A 16,458-nucleotide genomic window follows, 5' to 3' on the forward strand; every position below is an offset into this window, starting at 1 on the left:
TGGACAGGTGCTCTGCAGCAATGAGGAACTTCCTGCAAGCGATGCAGGATCCGGTCGTTGCCCGCCGGATCCTGCGCACCGCGGCTCCCGGTCTCCAGATCGCCACCCGGCCTGCACACCAGCCTTGTACTGCGATTCCCGCGTTGCCGCAGCCGGCATTGCTGCTCCGAGCGCGCCCCAAGGTCTCCGGCACCCATGGGACCATGCCAGCATGAGCTACGACTTGGCAGTGTGGGAGGGCCCCACCCTTCAGCCGACCGATGGGCCGAGAGACTCTTTTCGAAACTGTATGAACAATACATCGTCACCGAAGCCGCAGTGCCACCGACCCCGACAATCATACGCTATGTAGAAACATTACTCGAAAAATGGCCAGACCTGAGCACCGAAAACCTAGATACATGCCCATGGACATGTTCATCGTTGATCAGCAATGCGAGCGGACCGATATTCTATTTCAGCATGATCCACGAGATGGCCGACAACGTATCAGCATACGCCACTAAAACAGCAAGAGGTCTTTCGCTGATATGCTACGACCCACAAATACGTAAACTGCGCTAAAAACGTTTACTGACGACTGAACCATTCGCCGATCGACTTCCACTCGAACTTGTCTCGCCACGAGGAGTCGCCCTTCGCCCAGCCAGCAAGGGCCGCGACCACGTCATCCTGAGAATCTGTCAATGTCTGAAAGTGTTCTGTCGCACTTCCCGCTCGATATTCAACCTGATAGCCACCCTCTGGCCGAAGCCTGGCTTGGACATAGTGCACATCAACTTTCCCGTGTTCACCATCGTGTTCCAGAACGAGGTGTTCACCAGACCGAAGGCCAACTACCGTTATTCGGATGTTCAGCTCACTCGCAGGCCGAACAATCGATCCATTGAATTCTCGAATGACAACGTCCGTATCCATGATATCTCCCGCGCGCGTTTCAACTCAATCCCATCAGAGCCGACCCACTCTTTACCTCGATGCCAACATACAGCCGGCAACGGTACCTGTCGTGATCTGCTGTGCCTCCGATCGCGCGCTCAGATCCGTCATGCCGATGACCGGCCGTTCACCAGAACGCCTCATGACAGACGAGCGCATCCGGCAGACTGGCCGTCATGAACCACACCGCTCGCCAGTTCGCACGGTTGCGAGGCATCATCGAGCGGTTGCTCCCCGACACCGCACCCTTCCTGCCCGGCGCGACCGACCACGACCTCGATCGGCTCGCCACCAAAACCGGCCTCACCCTCCCGGTCGATCTCTGCGCCCTGCTGCGCGCCTCGGCCGGCCAGGACGACCCCGACCAACTGTACGGCCCGCTCAACTTCCACCACTTCCTCACCATCGACGAAATGATCGGGATGCACCGCATGCTGACCGACGCAGTCAGCGATATGGCCACTCCCGTGGAACAGCCCGCCTACTACCGGTGGACCGTCTGGTCCGAAAAATGGCTGCCGTTCCTCGCCTTCGAGGGCGACTGCTACTTCGTGGACCTCGACCCCGGCGAACGCGGCACCTCAGGGCAGGTCGCCTTCCGCGCCAACGTGCCGGTCCTGGACAAGCCCAAAGCACCATCGCTCACCGCGTTCCTCACCCGCGTCGCCGACCTCATCGAAACCGGGCACGCCACCACCGAAGAGAGCACACTCGTCCTCCTCGACCTGTGCTGAAATCGGCTCCCGAGAGTGTCTTCCGGCTGCCTCGATGTCTACCGCGGGGTTGACCCCGACGCAGGGTCAACCCCGCAGCATGGTCGCCATGACGACGAAAGCCAGTCAGTTCGAAGTCCACCACAACGGCGTCACGATCTCAGTCTCCCGCGGCGGCCGAGGACGGCCGCTGGTCCTGTGCCCCGGACTCCTCACCACACAAGCCGACCTGCACGAGCTGACCGACCTGCTGCGCCGCGACTACGACGTGACGACCTTCGACCTCCGCGGCCACGGACTCTCCACGCCCGCCGACGAGTACACCTTCGAGGCGTTCCTCAGCGACCTCGACGCCGTCATGACGGCGCTGGAACATCGCTCACCCCTCCTCGTGGGACACTCACTCGGCGCGGACCTGGCCGTGCACTACGCCGCCGAGCACCCGGGCACTGTGGCCGGGCTCGTTCTCGTCGACGGCGCGAACCCGACGCCCGAACCGTTCCTCACCGACGCCGACCTGCCGGACTTCCAAGCGATGGCGGAAGGACTGCGGCACGAACTCGAGCCGGTCAAGGGCACTCCGCGTCAGGTACTCCTGAACCCGCACGACTTCCTCGACGTCAACCTCCAGGTCGAGGCGGTGCGCTCCGGCATCCTCGACCTCTACCAGACGATCGACCAGCCGATCCACCTGATCATGTCCACGTCGATGGCGGGCACCAGCGATGACGCGCGTACGCGGTGGCGCAACCAGAACTGGCGGGCCGGCATCGAGCGGCTCGTGCGCGAGCGGCCGCACGTCACCACGTCGTGGCTCGACGCCGACCACCGGCTCGTCCTCACCCACGCTCCGGAGATCGCCCGGCTGATCTGCGATACGCAGATGCCGAGGACACTGGACCGATGCTGACCATCGGCGAACTGGCGTCGTACGCGGGAGTCACGGTGCGCGCGGTGCGGCACTACCACGCCAAGGGGCTGCTGCCGGAACCCGGACGCGACCGCTCCGGGTACCGGAGGTACGACGCCGGCGCCGTGGTCGAGCTGATCAGGATCAGGACCCTCGCCGAGGCAGGAGTCCCGCTGTCACGGGTGCGGGAGCTGCTCCAGGCCGGCGAAGCGGAGTTCGGCGCGGCGGTCACCGACATCGACAACCGGCTGCGGGCGGAAATCCGGCAGCGGCAGCGGCATCGCCAGCAGATCCGCCGCATCGCCTCCGGAGACAGTCTGGCCCTGCCCACCGAGGTGGTCGAAATCCTCGACCGGCTGCGCGCGCTCGGCGTCGACGAGCGGATCATCCAGGTCGAGCGGGACGGCTGGATCCTGCTCGCCGCGCACTCACCCGACCGGGTCCCCGAGTGGGCGGCGCGCAAGCGGAAGCAGATCGCCGACCCACCCCTCATCGACTTCTACCTCACCTTGGGAGCGGCCCTAGACCGAGCCGACGGCGATCCGGAGCTGGTCGAACTGGCCGACAAGCTGGCCACCTACATCACGCACATGGCCGAGCACGCTGTCGGCGACCCCGACGTCGAGCCGCCGTTCGCCGAGCTGATGGACGCCCTGGCCTTCGACACCGCCCCGCCGGCTCGCCGCCTGATCGAGCTGCTGAGAACGCGCGGCTGGACCGGCTGGACGAAACTCGAACGCGTGGACGCGGCGCCGGAGGAAGACGTCACCCAGCACCGCTGACAGGAGCCGCGTTGCCGCTGGGCGCGGGCTCACCCACGGCGTCAGTCCCAGTAGTTGAAGAGCACTTCACCCAAATCGGCCGAAGCCCGGTACTTCAGGCCGGCCGCCTGGCACCCCGGCCACGTCCGCGCGTCGAACGGCCTCGGCAGATCGGCCGGGCCCATCGCCGCACCAGTTCGCGACTTATCGGCTCATTGATGTCGGGCGTGGATAGTTCAAAGAGAACTACTGGCGGTCGAACGCGGCCACGTACAGCGGGGCCGTCTTCGTGGCCAGTGCCTTCACCGCTTTCACGCTGTCACTCCACTTGCCCTCGAAAGTGATCGACGTGGCACGGTTGCCATGACTCAGGACCAAAACGCAACGCACCAGGTAGCCGGGGCGCAGGTTCGCGCAGAAGCCCGCCTGCGGGTCGGCCAGCTCGGGTACCGAGAAGTCGCCGACGATGGCGAACTGCTCGTCGTGGAACGTCGCCTTCCGGCACGCTGTCGCCTGCTTCACGCTCGCCACGACGTCGGCGCCGGTCACGCCCGCGTACTCCGCTACCAGCTGGTGGAAAGCACCCTTCCCGCCGCCGGGCACGTAGTTGATGCCCTGCGCCGCCCGCTGCACCGACTGGTCCGAGGGCAGGCCACCACACGCCTGGAGGAGGTGGAACGGCGTGTGCTCACCGATCACGTAGGCGATCGGCTTCGTTTCCACGGCCAGACCTGCCTTGTCCACGTCATCCTCTACCGGCAAGTAGACCGTGGCGTCCTTAACGACCGGCGTCGGCGTCGACGTCGCTGACGACGTCGGTGCCGGACTCGACGGCGCCGGAGACGTCGCGGCTTCGGTGCCCGCACAGCCGGCGAGGAGCACTGCCAGGCACGCGAGCGCGACGGTTTTGTACATGTCTCCCCCTTGGTCGGCAGCTTGATCGTCAGCTCTCACGCCGGCGTTACCGCACCGACAGCCCCACGCAGCAAGAACTCCACTGAGCGGTTGCTTACAATTACGGTGTCCCGGCCGGCCGTCGGGACCGCCGTGGAGCGGGGCTGTTTGGGAGGATCACCGGATGACGATGTCGCTGTCGGCCGAACTGTGGCCGGACGTGCAGCCGGAGACCGCTCGGCGGCTGATGCTCGCCGGGGTCGAGGCCTTCGCCAAGCGGGGGTACCACGCCACCACCACGCGGGACATCGCCGGGGCCGCCGGGATGTCGCCCGCCGCGCTGTACGTGCACTTCCCGTCGAAGGCCGCGCTGCTCTTCGCGATCAGCCGGTACGGGCACGAGCAGACCCTCGCGCTGGTCGAGAACGTCGTCGCGAAGGTGTCCGATCCCGTCGAGCGGATCCGGCTGATCGTCGAGGACTTCGTCGCCTGGCACGCGCGGCGGCACACCGTCGCCCGCGTGGTCCAGTACGAGCTGCAGGCGCTGCCCGAGCAGGAGTTCGAGGTGGTCGCCGAGCTGCGGCGGCGGATCGAGCGGATCGTGCGCAAGGTGATCGCGGACGGCGTCGAAGAGGGCGTGTTCACCGTGTCGGACCCGCACATCTCGGCCCGCGCGGTGCTCTCCCTCGGGGTCGACGTCGCCCGCTGGTACAGCGAGCGCGCCCGGCAGACGCCCGCCGCGCTCGGCAAGGAGTACGGCGGGCTGGTGCTGCGGATGCTCGGCGTGGCGCCGCAATAGCGGACGCAACCTGTCCGCTTCCCCTGTCAGAGTGGTCCTCGTGCAGAACGACACCGAACGCAACGACCTCATCGCCGAACTGGCCGCGGCCCGCGCCGCGCTGATCACGGCGGCGCGCGACCTCACCGACGAGCAGGCGGGCGCGCAGCCGACCGTCAGCGCGCTGTGCCTGGGCGGGCTGCTCAAGCACGTCGCCTCCATGGAGGAGAACTGGCTGCGCTTCGCCCTCGAAGGCCCCTCCGCGATGCGCTACGACCTCCCCGACGGCGTCACCTGGGCGGACATCGCGGCCGGCACCGCCCGCGAGTTCCCGCAGTGGGTGATCGACCACCAGAACGAGTTCCGGATGCTGCCCGGCGACACGCTGGCGGCCGTGCTCGCGCGCTACGAAGACGTCGCCAAGCGCAGCGAGGACATCATCGCGAGCCTGCCCGACCTGGCCGTGACGCACCCGCTGCCCGACGCGCCGTGGAACCGGCCCGGCACCGTGTGGAGCGCGCGGCGGGCGGTGCTGCACGTCATCACCGAGACCGCGCAGCACGCCGGGCACGCGGACATCATCCGCGAGGCGCTGGACGGCCGGAAGGCGACGTGACCGTCCTGGACACGCGGGCGCTCAACCGCGCCACGCTCGCCCGCCAGCTCCTGCTCGAGCGCGCCGGGCTGCCGGTGCACGACGCCGTCGCGCACCTCGGCGGCCTGCAGGCGCAGGAGCCGCAGGAGCCGTTCACCGGGTTGTGGTCGCGGCTGCGCGCGTTCGACCCGGCGGCGTTGTCGGAGCTGCTGACCGGGCGGCGCGTCGTGCGGACGCACCTGATGCGCCGCACCGTCCACCTGCTCGCCGCCGAGGACGTCCTGGCGTGGCGGACGCGGTTCGACGCGATGCTGCGCCAGCGCGTCCTGGGCACCTACCGCCGCGAGCTCGCCGGGGTCGACCTCGGTGAGCTCGCGGCGGCGGGCCGCGCGGTGCTGGCCGACGGCGAGCCGCGCTCGATGGGCGAGCTCGCCCGCGCGGTCGCCGATCGGTGGCCGGACGCGGGACCGCGGCCGCTCGGGGAAATGCTGGTCGCCGCGCTGATCCCGATGGCGCAGCTGCCGCCGCGCGGGCTGTGGCGCGTCAAGGCGGGCGTGCGGAACCTGCCGCTGCCGGCGTGGCTCGGCCGCGACGTCGACCCGCTCGCCGGGGACGACGAGGTCGGGCGGGCGCTGGTTCGGCGCTACCTGGCGGCGTTCGGGCCGGCGGCGACGGCCGACCTGCGCGCGTGGAGCGGCCTGGCCGGGCTGCCGGCGGCGGTGAAGGCCGTGCGCGAGGAGCTGGTGGTCTTCCGCGACGAACGCGGCCGCGAGCTGCTGGACCTGCCGGACGCCCCGCGCCCGGACGCGGGCACGCCGGCGCCGGCGCGGTTCCTGCCGGCGTTCGACAACGCGATCCTCGGCTACGACGACCGGAGCCGGATCATCGACGACGCCCACCGCGGGCTTTCGGTGGCCGGCGAGCGGGTGGTGCTGGTGGACGGCCGGGTGTCGGCGACCTGGACGGTCGACGAGGACACCGTCGTGGTGCGGCCGCTGCGGCGGTTCGCGAAAGCGGAACGCGCCGAGGTCACAGCGGAAGGCAGCGCGCTGGCCGCGTTCCTTTCCGACGGCGAAAGCGACCGCGTCCGGATCGATCCCGCCTAGCCGACCGCCCGCGCGAACCGCTCCGCCACTTCCCGCAGCCGTTCCACCAGACCCGGCGGGGCCTCCTCGACCACGAAGTCGAAGCCCCACTGGGCGAGGTAGTACGGGACCGTGTCGAGGGTGTTCGCCCCGGTCCGCACCCGGCAGCAGTGCTCGTCGATCGCCTCGACGGCGCCGGTGGTCGGCGGGACGCGCCGGGCGACCTCCTCGGCCGGGGCGGCCACGCGCAGCACGAGCTGGTGAACGTACGGCGCCGACGAGATCTGGCGCGAGACGTACGCCGCGAGGTCGTCGGCCGGGGGTTCGCGCGGGGTGAAGCGGAAGCTCGCGGCGGGCACGCCGGTGATCCGGTCGACGCGGAAGGTGCGCCAGCCGGCGCGGTCGAGGTCGTAGGCGACCAAGTACCAGCGCCGTCCGGTGCAGACCAGGCGCAGCGGCTCGACCGAGCGTTCGGTCTCCGCGCCGCTCCGGTCGCCGTAGCCGAAGCGCAGGCGCTCGTGGTCCCGGCAGGCCGCGGCGATCGCGGTCAGCACCGACGCGTCCACCGTCGGGCCGGCGCCGGGCAGCGAGACCGTCGCCGCGGCCACGGCGCCGACCCGCGGCCGCAGCCGGGCGGGCAGCACCTGCTCCAGCTTGGCCAGCGCGCGCACCGACGTCTCCTCGATGCCGCCGACCGTGCCGGTCGCCGCCGTGCGCAGGCCGACCGCGACCGCGACGGCTTCGTCGTCGTCCAGCAGCAGCGGCGGCAGCGCGGCACCCGCGCCGAGCCGGTAGCCGCCGGCCACCCCGGGCGTCGCGTGCACCGGGTAGCCGAGGGACCGCAGCCGCTCGACGTCGCGGCGGATCGTGCGGACGTCGACCTCGAGCCGCGACGCGAGGTCCGCACCCGGCCAGTCGCGCCGCGCCTGCAGCAGCGAGAGCAGCCGGAGCAGGCGTTCCGAAGTGCCGTACATGACACGCAGTGTGCCAGACATCGAGGACAGTTCCGGTCCTCGATCCGCCGGATGGTGCAGCCGTGCGGTCAAACACTTGCCAGGCACCGCCTCCGCCGGAAAGAGTGGCGCATGCCGATCGACCCGCACGCCCTGCTCGCCGTCGCCCGCGAGGAAGCCGAGCTGGGCAAGGCCGAAGGCGGCGTGCCGATCGGGGCCGCGCTGTTCGACACCGCGGGCACCCTGCTGGGCCGCGGGCACAACCGGCGCGTGCAGGACGGCGACCCGTCGATGCACGCCGAAACCGCGGCGTTCCGCAACGCCGGCCGCCGCCCGCACTACCGCGACACGATCATGGTCACGACGCTTTCGCCGTGCTGGTACTGCTCCGGGCTCGTCCGTCAGTTCGGGATCGGGCGCGTCGTCATCGGCGAGGCCACGACGTTCCACGGCGGGCACGACTGGCTCGCCGGGCTCGGCGTGGGGATCACCCTGCTCGACGATCCCGCCTGCACCGCGCTGATGACCGAGTTCATCGCCGCGCGCCCGGACCTGTGGTTCGAGGACATCGGGGTCGAGAAGTCCGAATAGGACAGTTGCGAGGAGCCGGTATGCCGTCAACCGTTCCGCTCGTGGACCTTTCGCCGTGGTTCGGCGGGACGTCCGAAGGCCGCGCCGACGTGGCCGGCCGGATCGACCGCGCGCTGCGGGAGTCCGGGTTCCTGCTGGTCACCGGGCACGGCGTGCCGGACGACCTGCGCCGCCGCACGCGCGAGCTGGCGCGGGAGTTCTTCGCGCTGCCCGAGGACGTCAAGCAGCGCTACGCGGTCACGGTCGGCGGCCGCGGCTGGCTGCCGCCCGGGGTCGAGGCCAACGGCTACGCCGAGGGCACCGAGACCCCGCCGGACCTCAAGGAGTCCTACTCCGCCGGCGCGGACGAAGGCGTGGGCGTCGCCGACGTCGACGGGTTCTGGTTCCAGCCCAACGTCTGGCCCGGCGAGGTGGCCGGCTTCGCCGAGACGGCGACGGAGTACATGCGCCGGATGCGCGCGCTGTCGGACCACCTGCTGGAGATCTTCGCCGCGGCGCTCGGCCTGGCCGAAAGCCACTTCACGCGGCACACGGCGCACCCGACGTACACGTTCAACATCAACTGGTACCCGCCGATGACGCACGTCGGCGCGCCGGCGCCGGACCAGTTCCGGATCGGCCCCCACACCGACTTCGGCACGGTCACGGTGCTGGACCGCCAGGCCGGCGTCGGCGGGCTGCAGGTCTGCACGGCCGACGGCGAGTGGGAGGACGCGCCGTTCCACCCGGACGCGTTCACGGTGAACATCGGCGACCTGATGGCCCGCTGGACCGGCGACCGCTGGCGCTCGACCCGCCACCGCGTCCTCCCGCCCGCGGCGACGGCCCCGGACGAGGACCTGGTCTCGCTGATCTTCTTCTACGAGACCGACCACGACGCCCGGATCACGTCGCTGGGGCCGCCGCTGGGCAAGCGGACCTACCCCGAGGTGATCGCGGCGGAGTACCTGCGGGAGAAGCTCGCCGCGATCACGGTCGGCTGAGCCGGCTCACGGCTCCGGCTCAGGCTCCGCGCACAACGCCCGATTCCGCCCCGCCGCCTTCGCACGCAACAACGCCGCCTCCGCCGCCAACAGCACGTCCGCCAACTCACCGTCGGCCGGGCAGGCCGCGACGCCGATCGACGCCGTCACGCCGACGAACTGGGGGCCGTCGCCCGAGGCCTTCAGCGCCACCAGGGTCGAGGCGATGCGCAGGCGGATGCGTTCGGCGATGGCCATCGCGTCGAAGCGGCCGGTGCCGGCCAGCAGGACGGCGAACTCCTCGCCGCCGGAGCGGCCGACGAGGTCGGCAGCGCGGACCTCGTCGCGCAGCGTGTCGGCGACCGCGCGCAGGACCGCGTCGCCGACGCGGGGGCCGTAGCGGTCGTTGAGCCGGCGGAAGTGGTCGAGGTCGAGCAGCAGCACGGCCGGGCCGGCGCCGTGGCCGCCGAGGCGGTCCAGCTGGGCTTCGGCGGCGCCGCGCCACGACGCGGCGGTCAGCACGCCGGTGCCGGGGTCGAGGGTGACGTGGTCGCGGCGGCCGCGGCCGAGGCCGCCGCGGTGCAGCACGACGGTGGCGCCGGCCAGCACTGGCACCAGGAGCGGGGCGGCGACGACGGCCCAGGCCAGCGGCAGGCCGAACGCGGTCATCGCGGCGTCGAAAGCGTGGCCCGGCGCGGCTTCGCGCGGGCGGCGGGGGCCGTCGGCGGCGGTCACGAGCGCGGCGTTCACCGCGAGGAACACCACGCCGGCGACGGCGAGCAGGAGCACGGTGCGGGAATCGAGGACCTCGCCGAGCGGCCGGACGCCGGTCGCGGTGAGGAACGCGCCCGCGACGAGACCGGCCAGTGCCGTCGCCGCGGCGCCGAACACCTGCCGGTACACGGGTCTTCTGCGGACCCGGAACCACTGGTGCAGCGCGGAGAGCGCGATCAGGGCGACCGCGAAGCCGGGCCGGAGCACCAGCACGCCGGCGAAGACCCACGGCGTGTCGACGCCGGGACCGAGGAGGGTGTCTTCGCGGTGGCGCTCGACCGGCCGCGCGAGCTCGGCGGACACCAGCATCCCGCCCAGCAGCAGCGCGAACGGCCCGAGCAGCCCCGGCAGCGGCGGGAACCGGACGGCGGCGAGCGCGACGGCGGCGACGGCGAGGACGTCGACAGTGACGAGGTAGAGGACCTGGCCGCGGCGCGGCAGCCGCCACAGCGCCCAGCGCCCCAGCACGACGGCGGGCAGCAGCCGGCCCGGGCGGCGCCCTCCGCCGGCGGCGACCGAATCCCCCACCATTTCGGCAAAGTAGCCGGAATGCCCGGCGCTGTCGATCCGCCTTCAGGGGAATCTCACACGCGCCGACGCTCGGGAGCCGTCCGCGCACCGTCCGTCATTTTCCGACCGAAGAAGGGTTGACACGCAACATTGGTCTAGTCCACTGTGTGGTGGCACACAGCACTCCTCCCGGGTTGATCCCGCCGCCTCAAACCGGAGGTGCTCCATCCAGCTAGTTTGGAGGACCCCCATGAACCCAGTGCGCCGTCTGGTCACCCTCGCGGTCGCGGCCGGAGCCGCGATGGCGACGGCGGTCGGCCTCGCCCCGCAGGCCATGGCCGCGGTGGACCCGGTGCTCGCCTCCCCGTACCTGTACCAGTGGGGCGGCCAGACCAGCCCGACCGCGGCGATGTCCGCGACCGGCGTGAAAGCGTTTACCCTCGCCTTCGTCCTGTCGGACGGCACCTGCAACCCGAAGTGGGACGGCAGCCGCTCGCTGACCGGCTCGGACAAGACGATGATCCAGAACATCCGCAACGCGGGCGGGGACGTGATCCCGTCCTTCGGCGGCTGGTCCGGCACGAAGCTGGGCTCGAAGTGCACGTCGGCCTCGGCGCTGGCGGGCGCGTACCAGAAGGTGATCGACGCCTACGGCCTCAAGGCGATCGACCTCGACATCGAGAACACCGACGAGTTCCAGAACAACACCGTGCAGGACCGCATCCTCAACGCGGTCAAGCTGACCAAGCAGAAGAACCCGAACCTGAAGGTCGTCATCACCATCGGCACCACCACGACCGGCCCCGACTCGTGGGGCAAGCGCCTGATCAACCAGGCCAAGGCGATCGGCGCGCCGGTCGACGTCTGGTCGGTCATGCCGTTCGACTTCTCCAGCGGCGGCGACATGGCCGCGATGACGAAGTCCGCGGTCGACGGGCTGAAGAACCAGCTCAAGACCACGTTCGGCTGGAGCGACGACACCGCCTACCGGCACAGCGGCCTCTCCTCGATGAACGGCAAGACCGACAACGCGGGCGAAACCGTCACGGTGTCGAACTTCAATTCCATCCGCAGCTACGCGACGAGCCACCACCTGGCCCGCTTCACGTTCTGGGCCACCAACCGCGACTGCAGCGGCGGCGGCGAGTGCAGCGGGATCACGCAGGACAAGTACGCGTTCACGAAGATCGTCGCCGGCTACACCGGCTGACCCCCGAACCCGTAGTGGGGCTGTCGGAGGCCCTCTCACCGGCATCGGGGCCGGTGAGGGGGTCTTCGCGGGTACCGGTCACCGGGAACTGCGAAACCGTCACACCGCCGCAACTTCCACCGCTTACCGTCCTCCCATGACGAGGACCGAGGACGCCGGCTACGGCGACAAGGTGGTGGCCGTCGAGCCCGGCGGGGTCGAGCCCGTCGCCGACGCCGACCGGCACGGGACGCCGCGGCAACTGGCCTGGACCTGGGCCTCCCCCAACCTCGAGTTCGCCACGGTCTTCGTCGGCGTCCTCGCGGTCACCGCCTTCGGGCTGACCTTCTGGCAGGCCGCGCTCGCGGCCGTCGTCGGGAACGGGCTGGGCGCGCTCGCGCACGGCGTCCTGTCCGCGCGCGGGCCGCGGTACGGCGTGCCGCAGATGGTGCTCGGGCGGGCCGCGTTCGGCTACCGCGGCAACCTGCTGCCCGCCGCGCTGATGTCGGTCATGGCGGGGATCGGGTGGTTCGCCGTCAACAGCGTCAGCGGCGCCTTCGCCCTCGCCGGCCTCACCGGGCTGCCGGTGCTCGCGTGCCTCGTGCTGGTCGTCGCGCTGCAGATCGCCATCGCCTTCTTCGGGCACAACCTCGTGCAGGCCTACGAAAAGTACGTCTTCGCCGTCCTCGCCGTCGTGTTCGCCGCGGCGAGCGTCGTCGTCTTCACGAAGTCGGGCCCCACCGCGAACACCGGGAGCGTCGGCGGGTTCCTGCTCACCGTCGGCACCGCGTTCGGCTACACCGCGGGCTGGAACCCCTACGCCGCCGACTACACGCGCTACCTGCCGAAAACCGCGTCGAAACGCGCGATCGGCCGCTACGCCGGGCTCGGGCTGTTCCTGTCCACCACCGTCCTGATGCTCGCCGGCGCCGCGTCGGCGACCATCGGCGGCCCGGACGACACCAACCCGGCGACGGCGTTCACCGGGCACCTGCCCGGGCTCCTCGCCGCGGCGACGCTGCTGGCCATCACGCTCGGCGCGGTCGCGGCGAACGTCCTGAACGTCTACTCGGGCGCGCTCGCCTTCCTCGCCCTCGGGGTCCGGCTGCCGCTGGCCTGGCGCCGCGCCGTCGTCGCGCTCGCCTTCGGCGCGGTCGGGTTCGTACTGGCCTGGCTGGGCCTCGCCGACGCCGGCCACGCCTACGAGAACTTCCTGCTGGTCATCGCCTACTGGATCGGCCCGTGGCTCGGCGTGCTGCTGGCCGACCACCACCTGCGCCGCGGCACCGACTTCGGCGCGCTGCTCGCCGACAGGGGCCACCGCAACACCGCCGGGTTCACCGCGTTCCTCGTCGGGCTGGTGGCGTCGGTCGGCCTGTTCGCGAACCAGGCGCTCTACACCGCGCCGATCCCGAAAGCCGTGCCCGGGACCGGTGACCTGACGTTCGCGGCCGGGTTCGCGCTCGCCGCCGGGACCTACCTGCTCCTGCGCCGTCAGCGCACCGGCGTGCCGTCGCGGCGGCAGCCGTAGGGGGAGCAGCGGCCCCAGTCGAACGTCGGCGCCGGGAGGGTGACCGTGGCCGTCGACGGCGGCGGCAGCTGCACCGTCACGGTCGGCGTCGGCGTGGGGTCCGGCGTCCGGCGCGCGTGCATCATCACCGGGGACGGCGTCGTCGTGGTCGTCGGCGCGGCGACCGCGCTCGACGACGGGACGCCGGTGGCCGGCTGCAGCTGCGGGAACTGCGTCGAGCCGGGCACGGGTTCCGGCCGCGTCGCCAGCGCGAGCACCAGCCCGCCCAGCACGACGACGACCGCCGCCGCCAGCACGAGCCGGCCGCCGGAACCGCGCGGCTCGGGCTCGGTGCCACGCCGGGCCGCCGCTTCGGCCGAGCGCGAACCGGGTTTGCGCGGCCGCGCCCCGGCGGCCCGCAGCAGTTCGTCGACCGTGACCCGATCCCGCCGCCTGCGCGCGCTGCGCGTCATGCACGACCTCCGCCCCATCGCTGATCCGGGTGATCGTAGGAAGCCGCGCCGGAATTGTAAACGCGCTGATCGCAGCGGTCTCGTAATCGTTTCGAGACATCCGATCGCGGTCGGTGGCCGTAGTCGTCAACGAGGCGAGAGGCGCCGCAGGAGACCGGCCACGCGCCGCGTCACGGGGGTGAATTCGGGGAGCTTCAGCAGCGCCAGCAACCCGAACGGGACGGCCATCCCGAGCAAGGTCTGGACCGGCAGTTTCACCCAGGCGCCCGCGATCGCGCCGAGCGAGCCGGGCACCGCGTAGCCGGCGAGCACCGCGGCCCCGACGCCGAGCGCGCTCGCCCCCAGCACGATCAGGCCGACCCGCAGCGACCGCTTGCTGCGCAGGTGCCCGAGCCGGACCCACAGCCAGACCTGGCCGAGCACGGCGCCGACCACGAACCCGGCGCCGTTGACGAGCATCACGCCGTAGACGATGTGCTCGCCGTCGAGCAGTCCCCGGCAGAGCAGCAGCAGCGGGATCTTCACCGCGGTCATCACGAGCATGATCAACGTCGGCGTCCGGGCGTCCTTCATCGCGTAGAACACCCGCAGCTGCAACATGACCAGCGCGAACGGCAGCAGCCCGACGGCCGAGACGGCGAGGGTCTGGCCGAGCCGCTCGGCGTCCGCCAGCGTGCCGCGGCCCCAGGTGAAGATCGCGATGCCGACCGGGGTGCCGACCACGGCCAGCACCGCCGAGATGGGCACGAACAGCACCGTGGACATCCGGGACGCGAGCGAAAGGTCGCCGACGAGCGAACCCGTGTCCCCGTCCGCGGCGGCGCGGCTCATCCGCGGCATCAGTGCGGTCAGCAGCGAAACGCCGAGGATCCCGTACGGCAGCTGGAAAAGCAGCGACGCGTAGCTGTAGGCCGTGACCCCGCCGCTGGTGCCGCCGGTCAGCACCCGGGTGGTGACGACGAACCCGACGTGGCTGACCACGACGTAGCCCAGGATCCACGCGGCGAGCCCGCCGAACTCCTTGATCCGCGGGTCGAAGCCCCAGCGCCAGCGGAACCGGAACCCGGTGCGCAGCAACGCCGGGATCAGCACGACGGCCTGGGCCACGATGCCGAGCGTGGTGCCGAGGCCGAGCACGAGCAGCTTCGGGTCGCTCATCCGGACCGGGTCGAGGGTCAGCTCCCCCGGCACGACGGCGAACACCACGAGCGTGCCGGTGACGACGACGTTGTTGAGCACCGGCGCCCAGGCCGGCGGGCCGAAGACGTTCTGGGCGTTGAGGATCGCCGACAGCAGCGCGAAGAGGCCGTAGAAGAGGATCTGCGGCAGCAGCAGGTACGCGAGCGCGGTGGTCAGCCCGGGATTGGCCTCCGCGGACGATTTGTCGACGTAGAGCGCGGTGAACAGCGGGGCGATCGCCACCGCGACCGCGGTGCCGACGGTGAGCAGCACCAGCGCCATCGTGATCAGCCGCTGGGTGTAGGCGCGGCCGCCGTCCGGGTCGTCGTGGGACCGCACGAGCAGCGGGACGACGACGCTGGCGAGCACGCCGCCGAAGAGCAGCTCGAAGACGATGTTGGGCAGCGTGTTCGCGACGGTGAAGGAGTCGTTGACCACGCCGGTCCCGACCACGGCGGCCAGCAGCAGCTTGGCGACGAACCCGGTGACCCGGCTGACCGCGGACGCGACCGCCATCCGCCCGCTCGAGCGGGCCAGCGACGAGCCGGCGCCCTCGCCGCGGCCGGCGCTGACCGGGGACGCGGGCGGGCGCGCGACGATCTGGGTCGCGAACTCGTCGTAGGGCCGCCGGGAGACGTCGAGGTCACGCGTCGGCCAGTGCGGGCCGCGCAGCTCGCGCGGGAGGAGGACCGTCGCGTCGTCGTCCACGGGTGGTGGGGGTTCCGCCATGGCCCAAGCCTGCCAGGTCGGACGGGTTTCGTCCCCGACTGGTATTCCTATACCGGATTCGTGCTACGGTTCCGGTATAACTATACCAACCGGGCACCGAGAGGTTCACGTGATCGAACTGAAGACGCCGGCGGAAGTCGACCGCATGCACGTCGCCGGGCGCTTCGTCGCCGAGGTGCTGACCGAGGTCGGCCGGCTCGCCGACGTGGGCGTCAACCTCATGGACCTGGAGCACCACGTGCGCGGCATGATCAAGCGGCGCGGGGCGGAGTCGTGCTACTGGGACTACGCGCCGTCCTTCGGCAAGGGCCCGTTCCGCAACGTCATCTGCCTGTCGGTCAACGACGCCGTGCTGCACGGCCTCCCCCACGACTACGTGCTGCGCGACGGCGACGTGCTCACCGCCGACCTCGCGGTGAGCGTCGACGGCTGGACGGCCGACTCGGCGCGCACGGTCATCGTCGGCACCCCCGCCGAGGAGGACCTGCGGATCATCCGCGCCACCGAGGAAGCGCTGGAAGCGGCGATCGAGGCGGCCCGCCCCGGCAACCGGCTGGGCGACATCTCCGCGGCGATCTGGGCGGTGGCCCGCGAGTACGGCTACCCGGTCAACACCGAGTTCGGCGGCCACGGCATCGGCCGCACCATGCACGAGGACCTGCACGTCCCCAACAAGGGCAAGGCCGGCCGCGGGATGCAGCTCAAGCCGGGCCTGACGCTGGCGCTCGAGCCGTGGTTCGCGCGCACCACCGACCGGATCGTGTTCGACCCCGACGGCTGGACCATCCGCTCGGCCGACGGCTCCCGCACGGCGCACTCCGAGCACACGGTCGCGGTCACCGAGGACGCGCCCCGCGTGCTGACCAGGCGCGAAGCGGAGCTCGGGAACAGCTGAGCGATCCGCGACGCTGCG

Annotated in this window: 17 protein-coding genes; 11 read left to right on the forward strand and 6 right to left on the reverse strand. The window is 71.0% G+C overall.

Annotation, left to right across the window (positions count from 1 at the left end):
- Positions 1–1,115: 1,115 nt before the first annotated feature.
- From EIY87_RS20560 to EIY87_RS20570, 3 genes are all read left to right on the forward strand, one after another.
- Positions 1,116–1,673, forward strand: coding sequence for an SMI1/KNR4 family protein (locus EIY87_RS20560; RefSeq protein WP_125310579.1), 558 nt, complete (start codon positions 1,116–1,118; stop codon positions 1,671–1,673).
- A gap of 88 nt (positions 1,674–1,761) precedes the next feature.
- Positions 1,762–2,562 (forward strand): alpha/beta fold hydrolase, encoded by an 801-nt coding sequence (locus EIY87_RS20565; RefSeq protein ID WP_125310581.1) that lies wholly within the window; start codon positions 1,762–1,764, stop codon positions 2,560–2,562.
- Entirely contained in the window at positions 2,556–3,344 is a 789-nt protein-coding gene (locus tag EIY87_RS20570; RefSeq protein WP_125310583.1) for a MerR family transcriptional regulator, read from the forward strand. The genes EIY87_RS20565 and EIY87_RS20570 overlap by 7 nt, the downstream gene beginning before the upstream one ends.
- Positions 3,345–3,385: 41 nt before the next feature.
- Here the strand turns inward: EIY87_RS20570 and EIY87_RS48930 are convergent, their stop codons facing one another.
- Together EIY87_RS48930 and EIY87_RS20575 are read right to left on the reverse strand one after the other, a co-directional pair.
- Entirely contained in the window at positions 3,386–3,508 is a 123-nt protein-coding gene (locus tag EIY87_RS48930) for a hypothetical protein (protein WP_263855615.1), read from the reverse strand.
- Positions 3,509–3,569: 61 nt separating this feature from the next.
- Entirely contained in the window at positions 3,570–4,277 is a 708-nt protein-coding gene (locus tag EIY87_RS20575) for a hypothetical protein (RefSeq protein WP_125310585.1), read from the reverse strand.
- A 124-nt stretch (positions 4,278–4,401) separates the two neighbouring features.
- Here EIY87_RS20575 and EIY87_RS20580 point away from each other — a divergent pair, with 124 nt between their 5' ends.
- The 3 genes from EIY87_RS20580 to EIY87_RS20590 are packed head-to-tail and all read left to right on the forward strand — an operon-like array spanning position 4,402 to position 6,696.
- Complete coding sequence (locus tag EIY87_RS20580; protein WP_125310587.1) at positions 4,402–5,016, forward strand: TetR/AcrR family transcriptional regulator; 615 nt, start codon at positions 4,402–4,404, stop codon at positions 5,014–5,016.
- Positions 5,017–5,047: 31 nt separating this feature from the next.
- Positions 5,048–5,611, forward strand: coding sequence for a DinB family protein (locus EIY87_RS20585; RefSeq protein WP_125310590.1), 564 nt, complete (start codon positions 5,048–5,050; stop codon positions 5,609–5,611).
- Positions 5,608–6,696 carry a winged helix DNA-binding domain-containing protein gene (locus EIY87_RS20590; protein WP_125310592.1) on the forward strand — a complete coding sequence of 363 codons (1,089 nt, stop codon included), beginning with the start codon at positions 5,608–5,610 and terminating at the stop codon, positions 6,694–6,696. The genes EIY87_RS20585 and EIY87_RS20590 overlap by 4 nt, the downstream gene beginning before the upstream one ends.
- Here the strand turns inward: EIY87_RS20590 and EIY87_RS20595 are convergent.
- Positions 6,693–7,649, reverse strand: a complete 957-nt coding sequence (locus tag EIY87_RS20595; protein ID WP_191984195.1) for a helix-turn-helix transcriptional regulator — start codon at positions 7,647–7,649, stop codon at positions 6,693–6,695. The genes EIY87_RS20590 and EIY87_RS20595 overlap by 4 nt on opposite strands.
- A gap of 111 nt (positions 7,650–7,760) precedes the next feature.
- Here EIY87_RS20595 and EIY87_RS20605 point away from each other — a divergent pair, with 111 nt between their 5' ends.
- Positions 7,761–8,219: a nucleoside deaminase gene (locus EIY87_RS20605; RefSeq protein ID WP_125310597.1), complete on the forward strand. Its 459-nt coding sequence runs from the start codon at positions 7,761–7,763 to the stop codon at positions 8,217–8,219.
- Between the two features lie 20 nt (positions 8,220–8,239).
- Positions 8,240–9,202: an isopenicillin N synthase family dioxygenase gene (locus EIY87_RS20610; protein WP_125310599.1), complete on the forward strand. Its 963-nt coding sequence runs from the start codon at positions 8,240–8,242 to the stop codon at positions 9,200–9,202.
- A 6-nt stretch (positions 9,203–9,208) separates the two neighbouring features.
- Here EIY87_RS20610 and EIY87_RS20615 read toward each other — a convergent pair whose 3' ends face one another.
- Positions 9,209–10,486 carry a GGDEF domain-containing protein gene (locus EIY87_RS20615; RefSeq protein WP_125310601.1) on the reverse strand — a complete coding sequence of 426 codons (1,278 nt, stop codon included), beginning with the start codon at positions 10,484–10,486 and terminating at the stop codon, positions 9,209–9,211.
- A 229-nt stretch (positions 10,487–10,715) separates the two neighbouring features.
- On the opposite strand from EIY87_RS20615, the gene EIY87_RS20620 reads away from it, so the two are divergent.
- Both EIY87_RS20620 and EIY87_RS20625 read left to right on the forward strand, forming a co-directional pair.
- On the forward strand, positions 10,716–11,675 hold the full coding sequence (locus EIY87_RS20620) for a chitinase (protein ID WP_191984196.1): 960 nt from the start codon (positions 10,716–10,718) through the stop codon (positions 11,673–11,675).
- 136 nt (positions 11,676–11,811) lie between these two features.
- Positions 11,812–13,185, forward strand: coding sequence for a purine-cytosine permease family protein (locus EIY87_RS20625; protein ID WP_125310603.1), 1,374 nt, complete (start codon positions 11,812–11,814; stop codon positions 13,183–13,185).
- Here EIY87_RS20625 and EIY87_RS20630 read toward each other — a convergent pair.
- Together EIY87_RS20630 and murJ are read right to left on the reverse strand one after the other, a co-directional pair.
- Positions 13,149–13,637, reverse strand: coding sequence for a hypothetical protein (locus EIY87_RS20630; RefSeq protein ID WP_125310605.1), 489 nt, complete (start codon positions 13,635–13,637; stop codon positions 13,149–13,151). The two genes, EIY87_RS20625 and EIY87_RS20630, sit on opposite strands and share 37 nt — an antisense overlap.
- A 126-nt stretch (positions 13,638–13,763) precedes the next feature.
- Positions 13,764–15,545: a murein biosynthesis integral membrane protein MurJ gene (gene murJ / locus EIY87_RS20635; RefSeq protein ID WP_225439958.1), complete on the reverse strand. Its 1,782-nt coding sequence runs from the start codon at positions 15,543–15,545 to the stop codon at positions 13,764–13,766.
- 109 nt (positions 15,546–15,654) lie between these two features.
- Here murJ and map point away from each other — a divergent pair, with 109 nt between their 5' ends.
- Positions 15,655–16,440 carry a type I methionyl aminopeptidase gene (map, locus tag EIY87_RS20640; RefSeq protein ID WP_125310607.1) on the forward strand — a complete coding sequence of 262 codons (786 nt, stop codon included), beginning with the start codon at positions 15,655–15,657 and terminating at the stop codon, positions 16,438–16,440.
- Positions 16,441–16,458 lie beyond the last annotated feature (18 nt).

This window comes from Amycolatopsis eburnea, from assembly GCF_003937945.1.
Classification (GTDB): Bacteria; Actinomycetota; Actinomycetes; order Mycobacteriales; family Pseudonocardiaceae; genus Amycolatopsis; species Amycolatopsis eburnea.